The sequence below is a fragment of the Brevundimonas sediminis genome (genome assembly GCF_048799765.1).
GTDB lineage: Bacteria > Pseudomonadota > Alphaproteobacteria > Caulobacterales > Caulobacteraceae > Brevundimonas.
In genome coordinates, this window is the sequence record NZ_JBLYQK010000003.1 from 149,346 (window position 1) to 172,990 (window position 23,645).

Annotated in this window: 23 protein-coding genes; 15 read left to right on the forward strand and 8 right to left on the reverse strand. The window is 69.9% G+C overall.

The genetic code is table 11. The features are described from left to right. Positions 1-52: 52 nt before the first annotated feature. The gene (locus tag ACLQ7T_RS03420; protein WP_420478143.1) at positions 53-844 is read right to left on the reverse strand and encodes a uracil-DNA glycosylase; all 792 of its coding nucleotides are present in this window, start codon (positions 842-844) and stop codon (positions 53-55) included. Between the two features lie 199 nt (positions 845-1,043). Between ACLQ7T_RS03420 and ACLQ7T_RS03425 the strand changes: the two genes are divergently transcribed. The 5 genes from ACLQ7T_RS03425 to ACLQ7T_RS03445 all read left to right on the forward strand — a co-directional run bounded on the left by ACLQ7T_RS03425 (position 1,044) and on the right by ACLQ7T_RS03445 (position 7,563). Continuing rightward, entirely contained in the window at positions 1,044-2,696 is a 1,653-nt protein-coding gene (locus ACLQ7T_RS03425) for an electron transfer flavoprotein-ubiquinone oxidoreductase (RefSeq protein ID WP_420478166.1), read from the forward strand. Between the two features lie 128 nt (positions 2,697-2,824). Beyond that, the gene (locus ACLQ7T_RS03430; RefSeq protein ID WP_420478144.1) at positions 2,825-4,660 is read left to right on the forward strand and encodes a tetratricopeptide repeat protein; all 1,836 of its coding nucleotides are present in this window, start codon (positions 2,825-2,827) and stop codon (positions 4,658-4,660) included. 3 nt (positions 4,661-4,663) lie between these two features. Next, positions 4,664-5,530: a 4-(cytidine 5'-diphospho)-2-C-methyl-D-erythritol kinase gene (locus ACLQ7T_RS03435; protein ID WP_420478145.1), complete on the forward strand. Its 867-nt coding sequence runs from the start codon at positions 4,664-4,666 to the stop codon at positions 5,528-5,530. Positions 5,531-5,752: 222 nt separating this feature from the next. Further along, the gene (locus ACLQ7T_RS03440; protein WP_420478146.1) at positions 5,753-6,544 is read left to right on the forward strand and encodes a fasciclin domain-containing protein; all 792 of its coding nucleotides are present in this window, start codon (positions 5,753-5,755) and stop codon (positions 6,542-6,544) included. 98 nt (positions 6,545-6,642) lie between these two features. After that, positions 6,643-7,563 carry a hypothetical protein gene (locus tag ACLQ7T_RS03445; RefSeq protein ID WP_420478147.1) on the forward strand — a complete coding sequence of 307 codons (921 nt, stop codon included), beginning with the start codon at positions 6,643-6,645 and terminating at the stop codon, positions 7,561-7,563. 139 nt (positions 7,564-7,702) lie between these two features. On the opposite strand, the gene ACLQ7T_RS03450 is transcribed toward ACLQ7T_RS03445, so the two are convergent. After that, positions 7,703-8,443, reverse strand: a complete 741-nt coding sequence (locus ACLQ7T_RS03450) for a polysaccharide deacetylase family protein (RefSeq protein WP_420478148.1) — start codon at positions 8,441-8,443, stop codon at positions 7,703-7,705. A gap of 281 nt (positions 8,444-8,724) precedes the next feature. On the opposite strand from ACLQ7T_RS03450, the gene ACLQ7T_RS03455 reads away from it, so the two are divergent. Both ACLQ7T_RS03455 and glyS read left to right on the forward strand, forming a co-directional pair. Then, positions 8,725-9,612 carry a glycine--tRNA ligase subunit alpha gene (locus ACLQ7T_RS03455; protein ID WP_420478149.1) on the forward strand — a complete coding sequence of 296 codons (888 nt, stop codon included), beginning with the start codon at positions 8,725-8,727 and terminating at the stop codon, positions 9,610-9,612. After that, positions 9,612-11,675 carry a glycine--tRNA ligase subunit beta gene (gene glyS, locus ACLQ7T_RS03460; RefSeq protein WP_420478150.1) on the forward strand — a complete coding sequence of 688 codons (2,064 nt, stop codon included), beginning with the start codon at positions 9,612-9,614 and terminating at the stop codon, positions 11,673-11,675. Before ACLQ7T_RS03455 ends, glyS begins: the two co-directional genes overlap by 1 nt. Before the next feature lie 98 nt (positions 11,676-11,773). On the opposite strand, the gene ACLQ7T_RS03465 is transcribed toward glyS, so the two are convergent. The 5 genes from ACLQ7T_RS03465 to ACLQ7T_RS03485 form a co-directional block, all read right to left on the reverse strand. Beyond that, positions 11,774-12,799, reverse strand: a complete 1,026-nt coding sequence (locus tag ACLQ7T_RS03465; RefSeq protein ID WP_420478151.1) for a glycerophosphodiester phosphodiesterase family protein — start codon at positions 12,797-12,799, stop codon at positions 11,774-11,776. A 40-nt stretch (positions 12,800-12,839) separates the two neighbouring features. After that, on the reverse strand, positions 12,840-13,745 hold the full coding sequence (locus tag ACLQ7T_RS03470; RefSeq protein WP_420478152.1) for a cobalamin biosynthesis protein CbiG: 906 nt from the start codon (positions 13,743-13,745) through the stop codon (positions 12,840-12,842). A gap of 85 nt (positions 13,746-13,830) precedes the next feature. Further along, a complete protein-coding gene (locus ACLQ7T_RS03475) occupies positions 13,831-14,346 on the reverse strand; it encodes a hypothetical protein (RefSeq protein ID WP_420478153.1) in 516 nt (171 codons plus the stop codon). A 2-nt stretch (positions 14,347-14,348) separates the two neighbouring features. Then, positions 14,349-15,146, reverse strand: coding sequence for an exodeoxyribonuclease III (gene xth, locus ACLQ7T_RS03480; protein ID WP_420478154.1), 798 nt, complete (start codon positions 15,144-15,146; stop codon positions 14,349-14,351). Positions 15,147-15,246: 100 nt separating this feature from the next. Further along, positions 15,247-16,197 carry a hypothetical protein gene (locus ACLQ7T_RS03485; protein ID WP_420478155.1) on the reverse strand — a complete coding sequence of 317 codons (951 nt, stop codon included), beginning with the start codon at positions 16,195-16,197 and terminating at the stop codon, positions 15,247-15,249. A 180-nt stretch (positions 16,198-16,377) separates the two neighbouring features. On the opposite strand from ACLQ7T_RS03485, the gene ACLQ7T_RS03490 reads away from it, so the two are divergent. Genes ACLQ7T_RS03490 through ACLQ7T_RS03515 form a run of 6 tightly spaced genes read left to right on the forward strand, consistent with a single transcriptional unit; the run spans position 16,378 to position 21,207 of the window. Continuing rightward, positions 16,378-17,469, forward strand: coding sequence for an MBL fold metallo-hydrolase (locus ACLQ7T_RS03490; protein ID WP_420478156.1), 1,092 nt, complete (start codon positions 16,378-16,380; stop codon positions 17,467-17,469). Further along, positions 17,466-18,239, forward strand: a complete 774-nt coding sequence (locus tag ACLQ7T_RS03495) for an enoyl-CoA hydratase-related protein (RefSeq protein ID WP_420478157.1) — start codon at positions 17,466-17,468, stop codon at positions 18,237-18,239. Before ACLQ7T_RS03490 ends, ACLQ7T_RS03495 begins: the two co-directional genes overlap by 4 nt. Positions 18,240-18,273: 34 nt before the next feature. Continuing rightward, positions 18,274-18,747 carry a GNAT family N-acetyltransferase gene (locus ACLQ7T_RS03500; protein ID WP_420478158.1) on the forward strand — a complete coding sequence of 158 codons (474 nt, stop codon included), beginning with the start codon at positions 18,274-18,276 and terminating at the stop codon, positions 18,745-18,747. 41 nt (positions 18,748-18,788) lie between these two features. Continuing rightward, positions 18,789-19,343: a DUF1285 domain-containing protein gene (locus ACLQ7T_RS03505; protein ID WP_420478159.1), complete on the forward strand. Its 555-nt coding sequence runs from the start codon at positions 18,789-18,791 to the stop codon at positions 19,341-19,343. Beyond that, complete coding sequence (locus ACLQ7T_RS03510) at positions 19,340-20,002, forward strand: CoA pyrophosphatase (protein ID WP_420478160.1); 663 nt, start codon at positions 19,340-19,342, stop codon at positions 20,000-20,002. Before ACLQ7T_RS03505 ends, ACLQ7T_RS03510 begins: the two co-directional genes overlap by 4 nt. After that, complete coding sequence (locus tag ACLQ7T_RS03515; protein WP_420478161.1) at positions 19,999-21,207, forward strand: CCA tRNA nucleotidyltransferase; 1,209 nt, start codon at positions 19,999-20,001, stop codon at positions 21,205-21,207. Before ACLQ7T_RS03510 ends, ACLQ7T_RS03515 begins: the two co-directional genes overlap by 4 nt. On the opposite strand, the gene ACLQ7T_RS03520 is transcribed toward ACLQ7T_RS03515, so the two are convergent. Further along, a complete protein-coding gene (locus ACLQ7T_RS03520) occupies positions 21,188-22,180 on the reverse strand; it encodes an endonuclease/exonuclease/phosphatase family protein (protein ID WP_420478162.1) in 993 nt (330 codons plus the stop codon). The two genes, ACLQ7T_RS03515 and ACLQ7T_RS03520, sit on opposite strands and share 20 nt — an antisense overlap. A 33-nt stretch (positions 22,181-22,213) precedes the next feature. Here ACLQ7T_RS03520 and ACLQ7T_RS03525 point away from each other — a divergent pair, with 33 nt between their 5' ends. Together ACLQ7T_RS03525 and ACLQ7T_RS03530 are read left to right on the forward strand one after the other, a co-directional pair. Next, complete coding sequence (locus ACLQ7T_RS03525) at positions 22,214-22,693, forward strand: DUF4112 domain-containing protein (protein WP_420478163.1); 480 nt, start codon at positions 22,214-22,216, stop codon at positions 22,691-22,693. Between the two features lie 146 nt (positions 22,694-22,839). Next, a partial coding sequence (locus ACLQ7T_RS03530; protein ID WP_420478164.1) for a DUF2793 domain-containing protein occupies positions 22,840-23,645 on the forward strand: 806 nt, incomplete at its 3' end.

Consider the following 23,645-nt stretch of genomic DNA (forward strand, 5'->3'; position numbering starts at 1 on the left):
TCAAGTTTCCCGGATTTTTGGGGCGCTTTTGCGTCGGGGAGGTTAACGCCGTTCAGCCGGCGGGCGGGTCCAGTCGGGCCGCGACCGACAGCATGTCCGCCCAAGCGGCCTTCTTGGCCATCGGCGTCCGCAGCAGGAAGGCCGGGTGGAAGGTGGCCAGCACGGGCGCCGACACATTGCCTTCCGCCAGCCGCCAGTCCTTCCAGTGCCCGCGCAGTCGCATGATGCCTTCATCGGTCGACAGCACCGATTTCGCCGCCGCCGCCCCCAGCAGCAGAACCGCCTTCGGCTTCAACAGGAAGAAGGCCCGCTCCACGAAGGGCGCGCAGGCGGCCTGTTCCGCGGGGCTCGGCGTCCGGTTGCCCGGCGGCCGCCAGAAGACGGTGTTGGTGATGAAGGCCCGGTCCGCCAGTCCGGCCTCGGCCAGCATCCGGTCCAGCAGCTTTCCGGCCTTGCCCACGAACGGCAGGCCCTGCTCGTCCTCCTCGGCGCCCGGTCCCTCGCCGATGATCAGCAGCGGCGCGTCGGCGGGGCCGCGCGAGAAGACGGCCTGCCGGGCGCCCATGTCCCGCAGCGGACAGCCGGTAAAGGCCGCGACGGCCTCGGCCAGCGCCGCCGGCGTATCGGCGCCCGCGGCCAGCCGTCGCGCCTCGGCGACGGCGTCGCCGGTCACGGGCAGGGCGACCACCGAGGCGGTCGCCTTGGCCACGGCCTTCACCGCCGGAGGCGGCGCGACGTGGGTGCGGTCGACCGGGGAGTCCTCGAAGCAGGCGTCGACGCCCGCGTCCCGCCAGAAGGCGAGCAGGCTTTCGGCTGCAGCGGTATCGAGGGCTGGGGCGTTCATGTCAGTCGGTACAGGGATAGTCCTTGACCGCCCCCGCGTCACCTTCCGATAAGCGGGACAGGGAAGACACCACGAATAACGAGGACAATCGGGCATGGCCGAGGAAGCGATCGAGGGCGGCGCGAAGAACGCCTGGCAGGAAGCGGTCATCGACAAGCTGCCGCCGGCCGAGGCGCTGGCGGGCGTCGAGCGCGAGGTCATGGAGTATGACGTCGTCATCGTCGGCGGCGGCCCGGCCGGCCTCTCCGCCGCCATCCGCCTCAAGCAGCGCGCGGAGAAGGACGGCAAGGACATTTCCGTCGCCGTGTTGGAGAAGTCGGCCGAGATCGGCGGCCACATCCTGTCCGGCGCGGTCATCGATCCGAAGGCGCTGAACGAGCTGTTCCCCGACTGGAAGGAACGCGGCGCGCCGCTCGAGACTCCGGTGACGAAGGATCGCTTCCTGCTGCTCGGGCCGCAGGCCGACATCCCCCTGCCGATGTTCGCCTTCCCGCCGCTGATGCACAATCACGGCTGCTACATCGCCTCCCTGGGCAATGTCGCCCGCTGGCTGGGCGAGCAGGCCGAGGCCATGGGCGTCGAGGTCTATCCGGGCATGGCCGCCAGTCATGTCGTCTGGGACGAGCCGACCGGGCGCGTGAAGGGCGTCGTCGCCGGCGTCTTCGGCATCGACCGCGAGGGCAAGCCGACCGGCGAGTTCCAGCCGGGCATCGAACTGCACGGCAAATATGTCTTCATCGCCGAGGGCGTGCGCGGCTCGCTGGCCAAGACCATCATGGCCCGCCACAACCTGTGCGATGCCGCCGAGCCCCAGAAATTCGGCATCGGCGTCAAGGAGCTGTGGCAGATTCCGGCCGAAAACCACCAGCCCGGCCTGGCCCAGCACTCGACCGGCTGGCCGCTCGACGAGTTCACCGGCGGCGGCAGCTTCCTGTATCATTTCGGCGATCGCTACGTGACCGTCGGCTATGTGGTTCATCTGAACTACAAGAACCCGCACCTCTCGCCCTTCGACGAGTTCCAGCGTTTCAAGCACCACCCGTCGATCGCCAGGCATCTGGAGGGCGGCACGCGCGTCTCCTACGGCGCTCGCGCCATCACCGAGGGCGGCTTCCAGTCGGTGCCGAAGCTGGCCTTCCCGGGCGGCGCCCTGATCGGCTGTTCGGCGGGCTTCGTGAACGTGCCCCGCATCAAGGGCAGCCACAACGCCATGAAGACCGGCATGCTGGCCGCCGACGCCGCCTATGACGCCGTCATGGCCGGCCGCTCGGGCGATGAACTGGTCGAGTACCAGGCCGCCTATGAAAAGAGCTGGGTCTACAAGGAGCTGAAGCTCGTCCGGAACGCCAAGCCCCTGCTGTCCAAAGTCGGCACCTCTCTGGGCGGGGCGCTGGGCCTGTTCGACATGTGGTTCCAGACCCTGTTCGGCGGCTTTTCCCTGTTCGGCACGATGAAGCACGGCAAGACCGACGCCGCCTCGACCGAGCCGGCCGCGAAGCACAAGCCGATCGCCTATCCCAAGCCGGACGGGAAGCTGTCGTTCGACAAGCTGTCGTCGGTCTTTATCTCGAACACCAACCACGCCGAGGACCAGCCGGCTCACCTGAAGCTGCTGGACCCGACCGTGCCGATCCGGGTGAACCTGCCGAAGTTCGGCGAGCCGGCGCGCCTGTACTGCCCGGCGGGCGTCTACGAAGTCCTCTACGACGAGGACGGCAAGTCCAATCCGCGCTTCCAGATCAACGCCCAGAACTGCGTCCACTGCAAAACCTGCGACATCAAGGACCCGTCGCAGAACATCGTCTGGACCACGCCCGAAGGCGGCGGCGGCCCCAACTATCCGAACATGTAGGCCCGCGCAGGTCACACGGGGCGGTCGCCGGTCTTCGATCCCGTCGAAGCGGGGCGGCCGCCCCTAAATTCGCCGCCCGGCAGGCGAGGGGCCTTGTCGTCGCCTCATAAAGCGGGAAGGGTCGCCGGATGCGTTCTTCCTCCCTCCGTGTCCTTCTCACCGGTTGCGCCCTGCTGGCGTTTGCGGGCCCTGCGGCCGCCCAGGACGTCCCGCCCGCCACGCCTGTCCCCGCTGCGGAGGATGCGGCGGATCCGGTTCCGGCCGAGGCCCCCGTCGCAGAGGCCCCCGTCGCCGGGGAGCCCGCCGCCGAGGCCGAACCGGCCGCGCCCCCCATTCCCGAGATCTGGGCGCCTGTGCCGGTCGACGAACAGGGGCAGTCCGCCTACGGCCTGTACCTGTCGGGCCGGATCGCCAGTTTCCGCGGCGACGGCGCCGAAGCCGCGCGCCTTCTGTCGGAAAGCCAGACCCTGACTCCGGAGCAGCCGCTCCTCTGGCGCGAGACCTTCCTCACCAGCCTGTTCAACGGCGATCTCGACACCGTGGTGCGTCTCACCCCGACGGTGGAGAGCGTGCCCGAACTGGCCGAGGCGGGGCGACTGGTTTCGGTGATCCGGTCGGTGGAGCGCGGGCAGGCGCGTCAGGGCTATGCGGCCCTGTCCGGCCAGCCGCTGGGTCAGCCCTTCACCATCATCGGTCAGTTCATCACCCCCTCCCTCGCCGCCGCGGCCGGAGACTGGGAGACCGCCCTGCGGCCGGTGGAGAGCGCCGCGCAGGACCCTTCCGGCCTGATCCTGCGACTGCAGCGCGCCCAGCTTCTGGAGGCGCGCCGTCGATATGACGAGGCCGACGCCGAGTACCGCGCGCTGATCGCCCTTCCCAACGGCGCCCGTCTGTTCAGCGTCGAATACGGCGAGTTCCTCGAGCGTCGGGGAAAGCGGGACGAGGCCTTCGCCCAGTACCGGGCGTCCCTGACCGGGCTTTCGCCGGATCCGGCGGCCCTGGACGGCCTGCAGCGGCTGGCCGGCCGCAGCCGCCCGCCCTCCGCCCCCACCCCGGCCGACGGCATCGCCGAGGCGCTCGACTTCGCCTCCCTCATGGCCAGCGAGCGGCAGGACCACAAGCTGGCCGCCATCGTTCTGCGTCTGGCTGAAACCCTGAAGCCCTCGGACATGACCGCCCTGCGTCTCGGGCTGGCCCTGGCCGCCGACGAGCAAGCCGAGCCGGCGCGCCGGGCCTTCGCCCGCGTCGGCCGGTCGAACGCCATCATCTATGCGGGCGCGCAGTACAATCTGGGGCTCGGCTACCAGGAGACCGATCCCGAGGCGGCCCTGGCGGCCTTCGCCCGGGCGACCGCGGCGTCGCCGGACCAGACCCGCATCACCCTGGCCTACGCCGGTCATCTGCTCGGCATGGGGCGGAACGACGAAGCCCTCGCGGTGCTCAACCGGCCGGAGGTCAATACGGCTGACCAGACCGCCGATGTACGGTTCCTGCGCGGCGCGGCGCTGGAGGCCATGGGGCGGATCGATGAGGCCGAAGGCGAGCTCTGGGCCGCCCTTCAGGCCTATCCGGAAAATCCGATGCTGCTGAACCACCTCGGCTATCTGTGGGTCGACAGCGGACGGCGCGTCGAACAGGGCGCCGAAATGATCGCCCGCGCCCACGCCGCCGATCCGGAAAACGGCAACATCCGGGATTCCCTCGGCTGGGCCCAGTATCGTCAGGGGCAGTACGAGACGGCCGTCAGCACCCTGGAGGACGCGGTCGCAAAGGAGCCGGCCAATCCCGAGATCAACGATCACCTCGGCGACGCCTACTGGCAGGTCGGCCGCCGCCGTGAGGCCCAGTGGCAGTGGAACCGGGTGCTCACCCTGGACCCGGACGCCGACCAGCGCGCCGAGATCGAGCAGAAGCTCGCCTCCGGCCTGCCCCAACCGGACGCTGTCGCCGGCAGCCAGCCCTGATCCATGACGGTCCCCGCGGCGCTCGCTCCCGCCAAGGTCAACCTGTTCCTGCATGTCGGACCGCTCGACCGGGACGGCTATCACCCCCTGTCCAGCCTCGTCGCCTTCGCAGAGGTCGGGGATCGGCTCAGCGTGACGCCGTCGGACCGGCTGTCCCTGACCGTCACCGGCCCCTTCGGTCATGGACTGGACGGGGAGGGGGACAATCTGGTTCTGCGGGCTGTCCGCGCCCTCGCTGACTGCGTGGGCCTTCCGGAGCCCGGCCTGGCCTTCACCCTGGACAAGCGGCTGCCCATCGCGGCCGGACTGGGGGGCGGGTCCTCCGACGCCGGCGCGGCGCTGAAGCTGGCGCGGGACGCCCTCAACCTGTCCCTGGACGACGCGGCGCTGGCAGAGGTTGCGGCGCGGATCGGGGCGGACGGACCCATGTGTCTTCACGCCCGCGCCGCCTGGGCCGGCGGGCGAGGGGACCGCCTGGCCTTCGAGCCACGCCTGCCCGGCCTGCCGGCTGTCCTGATCAATCCCGGCGTCCCGTCGCCGACCGGCGCGGTCTATCGCGGCTATGACGCCGGACCGCCGGCGACGGCGGATGAACCCTCGCCGCCCGCGGACTGGAGCCTGCCCGTCTTGCTGGACTGGCTGGCGGCGCGGCGGAACGATCTCCAGCCCCCCGCGGTGGCGCTACAGCCGGTCATCGGCGAAGCGCTCGAGGCCGCGGCGGCCCTGCCCGAGGTGCGTCTGGCGCGCATGTCCGGTTCCGGGGCGACCGTCTTCGCCCTGTTCGCGACGGCCTCCGCCGCCGCCGGGGCCGCGCGCGCGCTTTCAGTATCCCGGCCGCACTGGTGGGTACAGCCGACAGTATTGTCCTGATTTCCTCATGAAATCCGCTTTTTGACCGTATGGCGCCGGTAATGGGTCAATCGCCGGAACATCGCCCCGAGATGACCTTCGCCATTCGGGTGAACAGTGTGATCTTCAACCCTATATGGAACTCAAGGCCGTTCTCGGGTCTTGAACGCTGCAGTCCAGCGTACTGACGTCCGCCCTCACTCCCCTGGCGGTCGTCTATGTTTCACTGAAAGGGATACTGTCATGCTTCGCACGAAACTTCTGACCGCCGCCGCCGCGACCGCCCTGCTGGCCACGCCGGCCTTCGCCCAAGAGGCCCAACCGGCCCAGACCCCGGCGCCCGCCGCCGCGACGCCGACCGCTTCGTCCGAGTCCGAAGCCGGCAATGTGATCGAGGTGCTGCGCGCGAAGGGCGAGTTCTCGACCCTGCTGACCGCCCTGGATCAGGCCCAGCTGACCGAAACCCTGGCCAGCCGCCCGGCCATCACCATTTTCGCGCCGACCGATGCGGCCTTCGCGGCCCTTCCGGAGGCGGATCGCACCCGTTTGCTCGATCCGGCCAATGCCCAGGAGCTGCGGACCCTGCTGCTGTATCACGTGATCGTCTCGGACGTTGAGGAGGGCATGATCTCCGGCGCCCGCGGCGGCGTCCAGACCGCGGCCAACAACAGCCAGGTCATGCTCGACGGCACCGGCGACAGCATCAAGGTTGACGCCGCCACCGTGACCCAGGCCGACCTCGACGCCTCGAACGGCGCGGTCTTCGTGATCGACCAGGTCCTGAACCCGGCCACGTCGCAGGCCGCCATGGGCGATGAAGAGCCGATGGCTCCCGCTGAAGAGGCCGCCGCTCCGGCCGCCGAGGCGGTGACCGAGACCACCGCTCCGGCCGAGCCGGGCGCCACCGCCCCGAACGGCCAGCCGGCCGCGACGACCACCACGGTCGCCTCGCCCCCGGTTGAGAACCCGACCGACGGTCAGGTCGACAGTCAGGAAGACCCGGCCAACCCGGCGCCGACCCCGACGCCGAACTGATCCGGTCCGGCGACGGATGAAGGGCGGGAGTTTCGGCTCCCGCCCTTTCTTGTGCCCGCTTAACCGTCGGCAAACCGGTGGTGGTGCAGGATGCGGGCATGGAAACGCTCACGCCCGCTCACATCGCCGCGTTCGAGGCCGTTCTGGACAGGGTCCCGTCAGAGGACCGCGCCCGCCTTCACGCGCTCAAGTCCGCCGCTGCGGAGGCCGCCGCCGCCTCCGCGCCCCATTGGGATTTCGACCAGCCCGGCCATCGCGCCGAGGAGGCCCTGCAGGCCGCCTTCGGCGCGGCCCTGACCGACGACCACCGTCGGGCGCTGGTTGCCATCTGGGCGCTGGAGATGCCGGCTCGCGTCCCTGCCGCCGATCTGCCCGAGGCGTCGCTGGAGCTCTACCCCCAGTGGATCGACCGTCTGGCGGCCTTCCTCACCGAGGGCGCCAATCCCTACGACCGCGACTTCTGGGCCAAGGATGTGCGTATCTCGCTGGTTCTCAGCGTGCCCGGCGCCTGCACCCAGATGATCGACCTGTCCTCGCCCATGGGGCCGGGCCAGATCCTGCGCCACGCCCGCGAGGGATGGGGCTGGTCGGTGATCCCGGCGTATGCCGCCGCCCAGTCGTGGAAGCCCTGGCTGGAGGTCCATACCGAAAGCCGCGAACTGTCGGACTTCAACGAGGCCGGCTGGGACCGCGCCTGGGCCACCGCCGCCGAAATCCTCAAGCGCCGCCCCGAGATGGCGGGCATGCTCGGTTCTTCGTGGTTCTATGATCCGCCGCTCGAACAGATCAGTCCGCGCCTCGCCTATCTCCGCGTGAACCCGCTGAAACACGGCGCCTTTATGATCCATCAGGGGCCGGGCGAGATTCACACCCAACGCGCCGCCACGTCGTCGCCCACCCGCGCCGCCCTGATCGAGAAGGGCGAATACACCGCCCGCTCCTGGATCGTCGCCTGGCCCCGGGCCGCCCTCATCAAATGGGCGGATGCGCGCAAGGCGCAGCTGGCCGAGGCGGCCTGAACGCCGGCTTCCGCGGGTGACAAGCGTCGCGCCTGCGTCCAAATCCGACGCATCAGCGTGCTAGCCTGAAGTCTGCAGCGCTTCGGGGGATAGACGATCTGGACGGTCTGGACGGTATTTTGCACCGTCTCGCAGATTTTTACCCGGATATAAATTCGCGCCAGGCCTCGCCGACAGGACGGACCTCCAGTCCCGCCGCCTTGGCCAGCCGGATCACCCGGTCCAGATCGTCGGGGGTGCAGCCATAGTCGGTCGGGTCGTCCGAGACGTCGTGGGCGTAGGCGGTCAGCCAGCCGTTCGACGCCGCCGCCTCGGCCATCAGGCCCTCGAGGTCGTAGTGGGGCAGGCGACGGCTCTCCAGCCCGATGGACTTGAGCAGCCCCCGGTCCTCGCGCCCCGCATTGACCCCGTCGCGGACCCCGCGCCCCAGGTCGAACCGTCCGCGCACATACCGCTTGGCCGACAGGGTCGCGTCCCCGAACGGATAGGCGAAGGTGGTCATCTCATATCCGCCCAGCCGCTCGCTCACCCAGGCCGCATTGGCGTCCAGGCTCAGCTTCAGCGCCTCCGCGTCCATCCTCAGCACGCTGGTGTGGCCGAAGGTGTGGCAGCCGACCTCGTGCCCGGCCGCGTGCAGTTCCTGCAGGTGCCGGACCTGGAACTGGTCCCGGTCCATGTTCCGCCCGCCGGCCAGCCCGCCGCAGACATAGTAGGTCGCCCGGATCCCGTGCTCGGCCAGGATCGGCCCCGCCTCGGTCCAGGCCGTCGCCGGAATGTCGTCGAAGCTCAGCGAGAACACACCCTTTGCCGGGGCGATCTGCACCGCGTCCACATCGAGATACCGCGCGGCCCGCCGGCGCATCTGGTCGATCTGCTTCATGAGGTGAGTTCTACAGCCCCAGCCTTAAGACTCCCCTTCCCCTCAAAAGCCCTCCCCCTCGATGGGGGAGGGTTGGGTGGGGGTGGCGGCAGGTCGCGTCAGAACGGCCCCGAAAGGCGCCGTCGCCTCCCGCGCCACCTCCGGTCCGATCCAGCCCTCACCCCATCCCCCGACCCCTTCCCCATCGAGGGGAAGGGGAGGACTGCAACGCCTCAGGGCTTTCCCACCGTGGCCTCACCGTCTAGGGTCCGCGGCCTTCTTCCCCGGATGAAAATGCTGCCGTGACGACCGAACCGCTCGCCTTCCAGGACCTCATCCTGACGCTCCACAAATACTGGGGCGATCAGGGCTGCGCGATCCTTCAGCCCTATGACATCGAGGTCGGCGCGGGCACCCTGCACCCGGCCACCGTTCTGCGCGCGCTGGGGCCCCGGCCGTGGAAGGCCGCCTACGTCCAGCCCAGCCGCCGTCCGGGCGACGGCCGCTATGGGGAAAATCCCAACCGGCTCCAGCATTATTATCAGTATCAGGTCCTTCTGAAGCCGAACCCGGACAATCTTCAGGAGCTCTACCTCGGCTCGCTGCGCGCCATCGGCATCGATCCCAGCCTGCACGACATCCGCTTCGTCGAGGACGACTGGGAGAACCCGACGGTCGGCGCCTGGGGCCTCGGCTGGGAGGTTTGGTGCGACGGCATGGAGGTGACCCAGTTCACCTACTTCCAGGGCGTCGGCGGCATCGAGGTCGACGTCGTCTCGGGCGAGCTGACCTACGGGCTGGAGCGTCTGGCCATGTACGTCCAGGGCGTCGACAACGTCTACGACCTGAAGTTCACCAGGGAGGGCACGACCTACGGCGAGGTCTTCCTGGAGAACGAGCGCCAGCAGTCGGAAGCGAACTTCCACGGCTATGACGTCGACGGCCTGAAGCGCCGGTTCGAGGACATGGTCTCCGAGGTCTCGCGCCTGCTCGCCATGACCGGTCCGCAGGGCCAGCCGCTGGTCCTCCCGGCCTATGACCAGGTCCTCAAGGCCTCGCACCTCTTCAACCTGATGGACGCCCGCGGCGCCATCGCCGTCGCCGAACGCCAGAGCTACATCGGCCGCATCCGCGAGCTGTGTAAGGCCTGCGCCCTCGCTTATGTCGAACAAGAGCGGAAAACCGCCTGATGCCCCAACTCCTTCTCGAACTCTTCTCTGAAGAAATCCCGGCCCGCATGCAGCAGGGCGCGGCGCGCGACCTTGAGCGCATGGTCGCCGACCGGCTGAAGGCCGCGGGCCTGAGCTATGAGGCCCTGACCACCTGGGGCGGTCCGCGCCGTCTGACCTTGGTCATCGACGGCCTGCCGTCGGCCACGCCCGACCGCGAGGAAGAGCTGAAAGGCCCGAAGGCGAGCGCCCCGGAACAGGCGCTGGAAGGCTTCCTGCGCAAGACCGGCCTGACCCGCGAGCAGCTGGTCGAGCGCGACGGCGTGCTGTTCGCCGTCATCAGCCAGAAGGGCCAGTCCACCGCCGCCCTGATCCCGGGCATGGTCGACGCCATCGTCCGCACCTTCCCCTGGCCCAAGTCGATGCGCTGGGGTTCGGGCACGCTGCGCTGGATCCGTCCGCTGAAGCGGATCATCGCGATCTTTGACGGCGCGGTCGTGCCGTTCGAGATCGACGGCATCGAGAGCGGCGACCTGACCGAGGGCCACCGCTTCCTCGGCTCGGGCAAGCCGTTCGCCGTGAAGGATTTCGCCGACTACCGCCAGAAGCTGGAGCGCGAGCACGTCCTGCTGGACGTCGCCGACCGCAAGCTACGCATCCTCGAGGCCGCCCAAAAGGTCTGCGCCGACAAGGGGCTGGCTCTGGTCGATGATGACGGCCTGCTGGACGAGGTGGCCGGTCTGGCCGAATGGCCGACCCCGATCCTGGGCGACATGGACCCGCAGTTCCTCGCCCTGCCGCCCGAGGTGGTGCGCCTGTCGATGAAGGTGCACCAGAAGTATTTCGCCGTCCGCGACCCGGCCAAGCACGGCCTCGCCCCGCACTTCGTCGTCGTCGCCAACGTCGAGGCCTCGGACGGCGGCAAGGCCCTGGCCGCCGGCAACAGCCGCGTCCTCTCCGCCCGCCTGAACGACGCCCGCTTCTTCTGGGACGAGGACCAGAAGGTCGGCTTTGAGCCCTGGCTGAAGAAGCTGGAAGGGGTGACCTTCCACGCGAAACTCGGAACGCTGGCCGAGCGCGTCGAGCGCATCGCCGCCCTGGCCCGTGAGATCGCTCCGCTGGTCGGCGCGGACCCGGATCAGGCCGAACAGGCCGCCCGTCTGGCCAAGGCCGATCTGGCCTCGGGCATGGTCGGCGAGTTTCCGGAACTGCAGGGGATCATGGGCGGCTACTACGCCCGCGCCTTCGGCCAGCCGGACGCTGTCGCCGACGCCATCCGCGACCACTACAAGCCGCAAGGCCCCTCGGACACGGTCCCGACCGCCCCGCTGACGGTGGCCGTCTCGCTGGCCGACAAGCTCGACACCCTCGTCGGCTTCTTCGCCATCGACGAAAAGCCCACCGGCTCGAAGGACCCGTTCGCCCTGCGCCGCGCGGCGCTGGGGGTGATCCGGCTGGTGCTGGAAAATGGGGTGCGGATCGGCCTCGCAGAAGGCGCTGTCAGCGCGGCTCTGGCGGCTCAGGCCAACATCCAGCGCGCTGTCGACAAGCAGTCCGTTGAAACGGAAGTTCTCGCCTTCTTCGCCGACCGCCTGACCGTCCTCTTGCGTGACCAAGGCCAGCGGCACGACCTCGTGGCCGCTGTCTTCGCCCTCGGCGACGACGACCTTGTCCGCATCGTGCGTCGGGTGGAGGCGCTGGCCGCCTTCCTCGCCACCGATGACGGCGCCAACCTGCTGGCGGGCTACAAGCGCGCGTCCAACATCCTCAAGGCCGAGGAGAAGAAGGGCGCGCTTCCGGTGGGCATGGTCCAGACCGGCCTGCCGAACCAGCCCGCCGAGGAGACCACGCTTGCCTTCGCCGCCGCCGCCGCCGCGACCGCCGTCGACGCCGCGCTGGAGACCGAAGACTTCGCCGCCGCCATGACCGCCCTGGCCCGCCTCCGCGCCCCGGTCGACGCCTTCTTCGAGAAGGTCATGGTCAACTCGGAGGTGGCGTCCGAGCGGGAGAACCGTCTGAAGCTGCTGGGTCAGGTCCGCTCGGTCATGGGCCGCGTGGCCGACTTCGGGCAGATCAACGGCTAGTCTTCCTTCTCCCCTCCGGGGGAGAAGGTGGCTCGCGGAGCGAGACGGATGAGGGGGATGGTCGGGGCATCCCGACTGTCGTCCAGCCCGTCTCCGGCTTACCCCTCATCCGGCCCTGACGGGCCACCTTCTCCCCCAAGGGGAGAAGGACGGTAACGCGGCTGATCCATGAACGCCGCATCGAGCCCATAGCCCGCGAACCGCGCCAGCCGCTCCCGCAGCCGCCCATGCCCGGCGGGCTCGCCCCCGATCCGGTCCCCCTCCGGCAGGAAGGCGTTCTCCGCCCGGAAGGTCCAGGCGGCCACCTTCAGCCCCGCCGCATGGGCGTCGGCGATCAGCGTCGTCGGCGCGCCGGGCTCCGGCTCGATCAGCGCCGTGTCCGCCCCGATCCACCGGGCATAGCCCGCGATCCGCCTCGCCCCCTCCGGCGTCGCCATCTCCGCATAGGTCAGCTCCGGCCGGTCGACCGGTCCTCCGCCCCGCGCCATCAGCTGCAGCAGGGGCGTGTCGATCCGGCGGCTCAACCGCTCCAGCGGCCCGACCTCGAAGCACTGGACCAGCACCGGCGCGTCGGCTCCCGTAAGCCCGTGCCGCTCCAGCACGGCCACGAAGGCGTCCTCCATCGGCAGGCCGATCCCGGCGAAATACAGCGGATGCTTGAGCTCCGGCGCCACCCCGACCCCGGCCTCCGCCGCGATCGCCAGCACCTGCTCGAAGGTCAGGATCGGCTCCTGCCCGTCGAAGGCCGTGCCGCGCAACTGCGGCAGCCGCTCCCGCGTCCGCAGGGTCATCAGCTCGGCAAGGGTGAAGTCCTCGGTGAACCAGCCGGTCACCGTCGACCCGTCGATGGTCTTCGTGGTCCGGCGGTCCGCGAACTCCGGATGGGCGGCCACATCGGTCGTGCCCCCGATCTCGTTCTCGTGCCGCACTACCAGCACCCCGTCGCGGGTCATGACCAGATCGGGCTCGATGACGTCCGCGCCCTGCCGGATGGCCAGTTCATAGGCCGCACGGGTGTGCTCGGGCCGTTCGCCCGAGGCGCCCCGATGGGCGATGATCAGCACGTCAGCCACAGCGGGGCTCGCGGTCAGCAACAGAAGGGCCGTCAGGATGATCCGGAACATGCGCCGGGGATAGCGGTCCCCGGCGACACGCGCATGAAGGTCAGGCCCCCAGGATCCAGCCTTCTTCCTGCTCGACCTGCCGGATCAGGGCGTCGCTCGCATCGTTCGGCGGGGCGAAGGCCTTGGCCAGATCACCGGCCTCATCCATCTTCGCGATGGCTTCGGCGGTGACCCGCACCTGGGCCTGATCCTTGTATTCGCCCGGCTCGGGCTTCGCGTCGAACATCGACGGCCACACCTCGACCACCAGCGCCGACAGGGGCTCCACGTCCGCCGTGTCCAGCGCGCGCCAGCCGGTGCCGAAGGGCCAGACGGCGCCGGCGTCGCCCAGACCGTCCAGCAGACGGCGGACCATGGGGATGCCCGTCAGGGTCTGGCCGCCGACCGCGCCCGCGCCATGCATCTGCCAGACCGACTTGGGCTGCAGCTTGCCCTTGCGGGCCGCGTCTTCGGTGGCCCGGAACTCGGGGATGTCGGCGCCTGCGTCGGCCGGGGGCTTGGTCGTGGTCAGCCAGCGCTGCGCCTGCTTGGCGGGCGCGCCCCAGAACGGCCAGGCCTCGTCGGTCATCAGCCGGTTCATCTTGGCCGCGACCTGATAGCGGTTGTTGGTGTTGTCGGCCTTGTCCACGACGTTGGCCGCGATGAATTTCCACATCGCCGACCATGGGGCGCCGTCGAGCTTCAGGCGTGCGGCCGTGCCGGCCGGATAGCCGAAGTTGAAGTCCAGCCCGACCAGCACCCGGTCGCCGCGTTTGCGGTGCTCCGAGATCAGCTTGTTCAGCAGGGCCTCGCCCTCGGCCCGCGTCGCGACGTTGTGGGTCTCGGTGTAGAGGCGGAAGCGGACGTCACGCTTGGCCACCCCGATCCAGACGGACTGATCGCCGAGCTTCTTCGTCTCGGCGGCGGTCCAGTCCGCGATGATGACGGCGTCGAACAGGCGGGCCACGGCGGGCTCCTTCAGGCTACTCGGTAAAACAGGATGGGGGCTTCCTAGTCGCCTCCCCGTTGCGCAGCAATGGGGGCGAAGGCGCCTAACCCTTCAGCAGGGCTTCCAGATGGGACAGCCAGCGGCGGCCCAGGCGAAGGGCCTCGCCCGGTGAGCCGGTCTGGACGGGCAGGGCCGCGTCCCACAGGGCCAGCTCGAACTCCGGATGCCGGGCGTCCGCGAACATCAGTCGCAGGACCACGTGCTCGGCGTCAGGCGCGAGGATGTCCAGAGACTTGCGGGTCTCGCCCCGGCGGACGCGGGCGACGACATGGCCGTCGACGATGATCTCCCCGCCCTCGATCTCCTCGAAGGCATAGACCAGGCCCGAGCCGCCCCGGTTCCACAGCACGGCGATCTGGCCCCCGTCGAAGTCAAGTCCGGCGGCGCGGCCCTCGGCCGGAGACAGGGCCTCGGCCTCCGGCGCGACGCCCAGCGATTTGAGCAGGGTCCGGCGCATGCGCCGGGTGGGCTCCATCCACCAGACGAGGATCAGCGCCCCGGTGGTCAGAGCCGCCGCGGCCAGCGCCACCAGCAGGATGACCCGGAACGCCTCGCCCAAGATCAGTCCTCCAGCTCGACGACCACGGGCACGTGGTCGGACGGCTTGTCCATGTCGCGGACGTCCCGCTGGGTCTCGACGCCGCGGAACCGGTCCGCCGCCTGCGGCGACAGCAGGTGGAAGTCGATGCGGATGCCGTGGTCTCTCTGCCAGGCCCCGGCCTGGTAGTCCCAGAAGGTGAAGGTCCCGGGCGGCTGCTTGCCCAACTCCCCGGCCTCGCTCAGGCCGAGGTAGCGCAGGGCGCGGAAGGCGGCCCGGCTCTCGGGCTGGAACAGGGCGTCATTGACCCAGGCCTTGGGATCCCTCGCGTCGTCCGGGGTGGGGATGACGTTGTAGTCGCCGCACAGGGTGAAAGCCTCTTCCTGCGCCAGCAGGGTGCGGGCGTGGGCCTCCAGCCGCTCCATCCAGCCCAGCTTGTAGGCGAATTTCGCGCTCTCAACCGGGTTGCCGTTGGGCAGGTAGAGACACCCGACCCGAACCGGGCGCGGGCATTCGATCAGGGCCTCGATGTAGCGGGAATGGACGCCCTCGGCCTCGACGCCGGACGGGTCGTCGCCCGGCAGGCCGCGCCGGACGTCGGACATCGGGTATTTCGAAAGCAGGGCGACGCCGTTGTAGGTCTTCTGCCCGTGGACCTCGACGTTGTAGCCCAGGCTCTCGAAGGCCTCGCGCGGGAATTTCTCGTCCACGCATTTGATTTCCTGGAAGCCGACGACGTCCGGCCGGGCGGCCTCCAGCCAGGCCAGCACGGTGGGCAGGCGGGCGTTGACCGAGTTCACATTCCAGGTGGCGATACGCATGGGGCGGGAAGCTAAGGCGTGTCGCGGGGCGAGGGAAGCGCCAACGAAAAACGCCCCGGAGTCTCCCCCGGGGCGTTCTGCTTTCGGCTGTCGCCGGGTCTTACTGTTCGGCCGGGGCGGCCGCGACAGGGGTCAGGGTGCAGCCGCCGCCGATGCGGACGGCCGCGGCGCAGGTGTAGATCTGCTGGGTTTCACCGGCGGCGTTGATGCGGGCGACATAGCCCTCGCCTTCGGCGGCGCATTTGACCTCGAAGAAGCGGCCGTTGGCGTTCGAGCCCATCAGACGGACCTGGGTGACGTCACAGCCGGCGGCGTCGGTGCCGGACAGCTTGGCCTTCAGGCTGTCGTTCTGCTCCTGGACCGTAGTGAAGCGGCAGGTTCCACCCATGGCGTTGATCTGCAGGCAGTCCTTCAGGTCCCAGCCCGTGGCGGTCTTCTCGAGCCAGTAGCCGTCGGCGTTCGCGCAGCCGACTTCATAGACCATGTTGTTGTCGTCGCTCTTACCGATCGCGGCGGCTTCGTCGATGGTGCAGGCGGCGCCGGCGGTGCGGGCCCAGCCGCCGATGACGGCCAGACCGTTCTGGTTGCCGGGCATCACGCACTGTTGGCCGACGTCGGCGTTCGGATCGCGCGAGCGGGCGATGGCGGCGGTGCCGGCCAGTTCGATGCAGCTGAAGGCCTGCGGCGGGGTCGAGGCGATCAGAAGGTAGCCCTCGGCGTTGTTGCAGACCGCTTCAAAGACCTGCGACTCGCCGATCTTTCCCGGGTTGGTGGCTTCGGTCAGTTCGCACGAGACGTTGGCGGCGGTGAGCTGGGCCTGGGCGGCGGCCATGATCTGTTCCGGGGTCTGCTGCGGCGCGGCGCGTTCGCGCTGCGGCACGCCCCGCTCGCGCTGGGCCCGCGTGCGGGCTTCGGAGCGGCCGCCGCCGATCCGGCCGGGGAGCACCTGCTCGCCGCTGATGTTGCCCGAGGCCCGGTCGGACTCCGAGCGATCGCCGCCGGTGGTGGTGGTGGTCTGGGCGAAAGCGGGCTGGGACGTCATCAGCGCCATGGCGAAAACGCCACCCACAAGCGCGAGCAATTTTCTGGAAAGCACGGGAACACTCCGGATCGAGAACCGCCGCCACCTTTGGAGAGCCGATGTGGCCGGGTCAAGGCGTGCCTGCATCCGCCAACTGGACGCGTCCGCGCGATTGGGGCTATCTAGGCTGAGTTGCGATTGGAGACGGACTTGGCGGACGGTGTGATCCCGGCGGAGACAGAGGCGAGGCCCGCGGAGCGCGGCCTGACCTATCCGTTCGCCGCCCCGCCTGCGTCGGGCGAGGCGATCCGGGTGGCCCCCGATGTGCTGTGGATGCGCGTCGCCATGCCGATGCAGCTGGATCACATCAACGTCTACGCGGTGCGGGACGGCGACGGCTGGGCCGTGGTCGACTGCGGTCTGGCGATCCCCGGGACGAAGGACGAGTGGGAGGCGCTGCTTTCCGGGCCGATGGGCGGTGAGCCCGTCACCCGCGTGATCTGCACCCATATGCACCCGGACCACATCGGACTGGCGGGCTGGCTGTGCGAGCGCTTCGACGCACCGCTGCTGATGACCCGGCTGGAATATGTGATGGCGCGCATGTTGCTGGCGGACACCGGCCAGACGGCCCCGGAAAGCGGCGCGGTCTTCTATCGCGCCGCCGGCTGGGACGAGCCGCAGATCGCCCGCTACCGCAAGGAATTCGGGCGTTTCGGCACGGCGGTGTCGACCCTGCCGGCGGCCTATACGCGAATGCGCGAAGGCGACCTCATCCGGATCGGCGATCACGACTGGCGGGTGGTGGTCGGCGAGGGGCACAGCCCGGAGCACGCCTGCCTCTGGCGAGAGGTCGACGGGCTGGTGCTCGGCGGGGACCAGATTCTGCCACGCATCTCGTCGAACGTCTCGGTCTGGCCCACCGAGGCGGACGCGGACCCGCTGGGCGAGTGGCTGGACTCGCTGGAGCGGATGAAGACGGTCTTCCCGGACGATGTGCTGGTGCTGCCGTCGCACGGGGAGGTCTTCCGGGGCGTGCAACCCCGGCTGGACGCCCTGATCCGCGGGCATCGCGTCGCCCTGAAGCGGCTGGAGCGCAGCCTGCGCGAACCGAAGCGCGCGGTGGATCTGTTCCCGGCCCTGTTCGCCCGGCCCGTCGGGGACGGCGTCCGCGGCATGGCGACGGGCGAGGCCGTCGCGCATCTGAACTATATGCTCCACCGGGGCGCGGTCGTCCGCGAGCGCGATGAGGACGGCGTCGACTGGTGGCGCGCAACCACAAAAAGGGAGGAGGCGGCATGACCGACCATATCAAGACTGACCTGGCCGACGGCGTCCTGACCGTCACCCTGGCCCGGGCCGACAAGAAGAATGCGATCACCCAGGCCATGTATGCCGCCATGGCCGAGGCCGCCGGGCGTGCGCGGACGGACGACGCGGTGCGGGTCATGGTCTTCAGGGGGGAGGGCGACAGCTTCTCGGCCGGCAACGACATCGGCGACTTCATCGCCATAGGCTCCCAGGCCGGGCAGCCGTCCGACATGGCCGTCTTCCGGTTCCTGAAGGCGATGGCCGACCTGGACAAGCCCGTGGTGGCGGCGGTGCGCGGCCGGGCGGTGGGCATCGGCCTGACCCTGCTGCTGCATTGCGACATGGTCGTCGTCGCCGAGGACGCCCTGCTGTCGGCGCCGTTCATCAATCTGGCGCTGGCCCCTGAAGCGGCCTCGTCGATGCTGCTGCCGCAACTGCTGGGTCATCAGCGCGCGTTCGAGATCTTCGCCCTGGGTGAGCCGATCGACGGGCGGACAGCGCTGGCCTGGGGGCTGGCGAACCGCGCGGTTCCGGCCGATCAGGTCGAGGCCGTGGCCGCCGATCTGGCGGCCAAGCTGGCCGCCCGCGCGCCCAATTCCATCCGCAAGACCAAGCGGCTGATGCGGGACGCCGAACGGATCTGGGATCTGATGCAGCGCGAGGGCGAGGCTTTCGGCAGCCAGATGACGAGCCCCGAGGCGATGGAGGCCTTCATGGCCTTCACCCAGAAGCGGGCGCCGGATTTCTCGAAAGTCGGTTGATTCCCGGCCGCGCGGGCCTTAGGTGCGCGCGCTCATGACCGACGCCGCCGTCCAGACCCCTGTGCGCATCGACGCCGAACGCCCCGCCGACGCCGCGTCGGTGGAGGCGCTGGTCATGGCCGCTTTCGGCCCGGGCCGGTTCGCCAAGACCGCCGAGCGTATCCGTGAGCATGCAGCCGTCGCGGCCGGCTTTGTCGCGCGCGAGGACGGGCGGGTCATCGGCGCCGTGCGCCTGTGGTCGATCACGGTCGGCGACCGGCCGGCGCTTTTCCTCGGCCCGATCACGGTCTCGGCGGACAGCCGGCGGAGCGGCCTCGGCGCGGACCTCGTGCAGGCCTGTGTCGACCATGCGGGCGAGACCGGCATTCTGCTGGTCGGCGACGCGCCCTATTTCGGGCGCTTCGGCTTCCGCCATGCGCCGGAGGCCCGCCTTCAGGGGCCGGTGGATCGACGTCGCGTGCTGTGGCTGGGGCGGGACGAGCCGGCCGGAGCGGTTCACCCCGCCTGAGCGGGTTTGCAGGCCGGGGCGAACGCCCTAAGTCTGATCCCATGGCCGACGCCGACAAGACAACAGGACTGGCCGCCATGGCCCAGGCGGCGCAGCAGGCCCCGGGGCGTGGTCTGCCGCCGGTGCATCTATGGAACCCCGCCCATTGCGGCGACATCGACATCGTCATCCGGCGCGACGGGGTCTGGATGCACGAAGGATCGCCGATCGGTCGGCCGGCGCTGGTGCGGCTGTTCTCGACCATCCTGCGCAAGGACGCCGACGGTTATGTGCTGGTAACGCCCGGCGAGAAGCTGTCGATCACGGTGGAGGATCTCCCGTTCCGCGCCGTCGCGGTCGAGCGCCGGGGGGAGACGCTGATTTTCACAACCGATGTCGGGGACCCGGTCGAGGCCGGCGCGGAGTTCCCTGTCGTCGTGGACGTTGATCCCGGGACGGGAGAACCGGCGCCGCGGATCCGGGTGCGCGCGGACCTGTGGGCGCGGATCGCGCGGCCGGTCTTCTATGAACTGGTCGAGATGGCGGAGGAGACCGGCGGGGAGCTGCTGATCCGGTCGGACGGCGCCGGGTTCAGCCTTGGAGCGGTCGCCGCATGAGTCTGGCCAGCCTGCGCGAACGCCTGCTGACGAAGCTGACGCCGCCGTCCGACTGGGCGGCGGACGCCGCGCCCGCGCGTTCGGACTTTGATCTCAACCCGGACAGCCGGCTGACCGGCCGGACCCTGCGTCCGGCGGCGGTGCTGATCCCGATCATCGCGGGCGAAGGCGGAGCGACTGTTCTGATGACCCGGCGGTCGGACAGTCTGGCCAGCCATACCGGACAGATCGCCTTTCCGGGCGGGCGGCTGGACCCGGGCGAAACCGCGGTCGAGGCCGCCCTGCGGGAGGCCTTCGAGGAGGTCGCCCTGGACCCCGCGGTGGTCGAGGTTCTGGGCGTTTGCGATCCTTACGAAACCGGCACCGGCTTTCTGGTGACGCCGGTGGTCGGCTGGCTTCGCGAAACGCCGTCCACCACCCCGTCGCCCGCCGAGGTGGCCGAGGTGTTCGAGGTGCCGTGGGACTTCGTCATGGACCCCGCCAATCACCAGCGGGACTCCTACCAGCTGGAGGGCCAGCCCAGGCGCTGGTTCTGGGCCATGCCCTATGAACAGCGCTACATCTGGGGCGCGACGGCGGGGATCCTGAAGAACCTGTGCGCCCGGCTCTATGGCGACGAGGCCGACAGGGGTGCGGCGGCCGGCGAGGATGCGGCGTGACCCGGCTGACCGGACAGGACTGGCTGACGGCGCCGGCGACGCGGTCGGTGGTCGCCGCGCTGGAGGCGGTGGGCGGAGTCGGCTGCGCGCGATTCGTCGGCGGCTGTGTCCGCAACGCCCTGATGGGGCGCCCCATCGATGACATCGACATCGCCACAACGCTGAAGCCGGAACAGACCGAGGCGGCGATCCGGGCGGCGGGACTGAAGGCCGTGCCGACGGGGATCGCCCACGGCACCGTGACGGCGGTGGCCGAGCGCCAGCCGTTCGAGATCACCACCCTGCGCCGAGACGTGACCACGGACGGCCGCAACGCCACAGTCGCCTTCACCGACGACTGGGCCGAGGACGCCGCGCGCCGGGACTTCCGGCTCAACGCCCTTTACGCCGACGGCGACGGTCAGGTCTTCGATCCGACCGGGCAGGGCGTGGATGACGCCGCAGCGGGGCGGATCGTCTTCGTCGGCGACCCGCACACCCGCATCCGGGAAGACGTTCTGCGCATCCTGCGCTTCTTCCGCTTCTTCGCCTGGTACGGCCATGGCGAGCCCGACGGAGCGGGGCTGGCCGCCTGCCGCGATCTGGCCGCCGGCATGAGCCGGTTGTCGGCCGAGCGGGTGTCGAAGGAACTGATGAAGCTGCTGGCGGCCGGAGATCCCCGTCGGGCCATGGCCGCCATGCAGGAGGCCGGGGTTCTGGCGCAGGTCCTGCCCGAGGCGGAGGAACTGGCCCGCTTCAACACGTCTGTCGGGATCAGCGACGATCCCGTCCTCCGCCTGATGGCGCTGCTGCCGACGGACGCCGACGTCCTGCGGGCCGTGTCGGCTCGCCTGCGTCTTCCGAACGCCACGAGGGACCGGCTCGTCGCAGCCGCGCTGGCGGCTCCGGCGGTCTCGCCTGCGATGACGGCCCGTGAGGCCCGCGCGGCGGTCTATCGCCATCGGGGGCAGGCGGTGGCCGACGCCCTGCGCCGCGCGCAGGCGGACGCCGGGGGCGACGCCGAAGCCGCGATCGCGATCGCGGAGACCTGGACGCCGCCCCGGCTGCCGGTCGGCGGCAAGGACCTGGCCCGGCTGGGCGTCGCCCCCGGGCCGGAGACCGGCCGCCTGCTGAAGGCGTTCGAGGACTGCTGGATCGCCGACGACTTCCCGGACGGCGACCCTGTTGAACGGCTGACCGCCCTGGTCAGGGCTTCGCGCGGGTGAACTCGGTCACCACCGGCCGGTGATCGGAGCCGTTCGGCCGGCCCAGTCGCCGGCTGGTGAAGGTGAGGTCCGGCGAGCGCCAGACCTGGTCGATGGTGATCCCGACCGGCGACGGCAGGCTGCTGGGCCATGTGCCTGGGAAGCCGCCGGCGGGACTCATTCCGAGATCCTGCTTCATCTGGCGTCCGATGCGGGCGTTGGAGACGCTGTTGAAGTCGCCGGCGATGATCACGGGGCCGTCCAGGGTGCGGCGGATATCGCCCAGGGCCATGGTCTGGCTGATCTGGCCCCACTGGTACTGGAAAGGCCAGGGCCGGGTCAGGTGGACGCCGATGAGGTTGAGCGCACCCAGAGGGGTCTCGGCCACGGCGGTGACGGAGTGCAGGCCGTCCGGCCGGTTCGCAACCTGTCTCAGCGGCCAGCGGGAGGCGATGATGGAGCGTGACGGGCCGCGGGTCTCGTCCATGCGCATCGAGCCGGCGCGGTAGGGGTAGCCCTCGAGCAGACGGTCGAGGTCGGCCAGCGGAGCCCGCCCCAGTTCGATGAGGATGATCAGATCGGGATCGGCGGCTTCGATCGAACGCCGCATCGCGGCGACATCGTCGTTCAGATAGTAGACGTTGGCCGAGTAGAGCCGGACGACCGGCGCCTCCGGTTCGGGCGTCGGATCGGCGGGAAACCACTGCGGCGCCGCGCAGACGAACATCAGCAGGCTGGCCAGACATCCGGTCCATGCCGCCTTTCTCATCCTGATAAGGGCGGTCAGGCCTGTGGCGACCGCAAGGACGATGAACATCGGGGCGGCGAACTGGGCGAAGATGTCGACCCAGCGATGGCCGATTTCCGCCTTCAGCAGCACCGCCAGGACGGCCGCTCCGGCGAAGCCGAGACCGGCCAGACCCTCCAGCGTCCCACGAATGATGGACCGGATCGGCAAACGGGCTTGCGCTTCAGGGTGAACGCCGGTCTCCATGGCGCGTTACGGTCTCGCTTTCGGAGGATTGGAATGGCCCGACGGACCCTTGGCGATATCGAGAAAATCTGGAGCAATGTCGAGCGCGTAAAGAAGCTGTCCGACCGGGTGATCGGAATCGGGCCGTTCGGCATCGGCATGGACGGCCTTCTGACGTGGATACCGGCGCTGGGGACGGCGTACACCCTCGGCGCGGGCGGCTGGCTTCTGTTGCAGGGGGTTCGCGCCCGCGCCGCCCCGGGCACCCTGGTGCGCATGGTCAGCTATCTGGGGCTGGACACGGTGACGACGGCGGTCGGCGAGGTGCCGTTCCTGGACTTCGTGCCGAGCGTGGTCGACGTGCTGTTCCCGGGTCACCTGATGGCGGCCAGGGCGCTGCAGAAGGACATCGAAAGCACCCACTGGGTCGAGGCCAGCGAGCGCGAGGCGAAGTCCTCGGGCGAGCATGAACGGCACATCGCCTTCATGCGCGCCGACCCCAAGCTGCGCCGCGTCGTCTATCTGCACGACTGAAAAGGCGTGGACGTCCGCGCAGGGCGCTCCCTTGGCCCAGGCGCAGGCCCTTGAAATCGCTTCAGGACGGTGACCGCCAGCGTCATATCCCCGCCTGAGTGTGAGAGACCGACACACTGATCTCCGGAAACATTTCGGAGACCGCCATGAGCGACGAACAGTCCGCCCGCCTCGGCATGCCCTATCTGGCCGCGGGGCAGATGCAGAAACATGTGACGCTGAATGAGGCGCTGACGCGTCTGGACGCGCTCGTCCAGACAGCCGTGGTCAGCCGCACTTCGGTCTGTCCCGACGGCGCCCCGGAGGATGGGCGCCTTCATATCGTGCCGGAGGATGCGGCCGAGGGCGGATGGGCCGGCCTCGCCGCGGGGGACCTGGTGCGGGCGGAGGGCGGCGCCTGGTCCCGGGTGCCGGCGCCGGAGGGGCTGCTGGTCTGGGTCGTCGACGAGGCGGAGTTCGTCGTGCGGCAGGGAGAGGTCTGGTCCCGTCTGGGCGCGCGGTTGAACGATGTCGGGCCGCTCGGGCGTCTTGGCGTCGGAGCCGTCGCGGACGATCAGAACCCGTTCGCCGCCCGTCTGGACAAGGCGCTCTGGACCGCCGCCGAGGCCGGCGATCTGCGTATGACGTTCAACAAGACGGGGCCGGACCACGTCCTTTCCCTCCTGTTCCAGTCCGGATTCGGCGGGAAGGCGGAACTGGGGCTGATCGGCAACGACGATCTGACGCTCAAGGTGAGCGCCGACGGGCTGACGTGGCGGGACGCGATGACCGTGGACCGGACGACAGCGCGGGCGCTCTTCCCGCAGGGGAGCCTGCGGCGTGAGACGATCCGCTTCGGCGCCAACGGCTCCTGGACGCCGCCGGACTGGGCGCGGGCGGTCGAGGCCGTGGCCGTGGGCGCCGGCGGAGGCGGCGGGGCCGGAGCCTTCGGCCCGTCCGGGCCCCGCTTCGG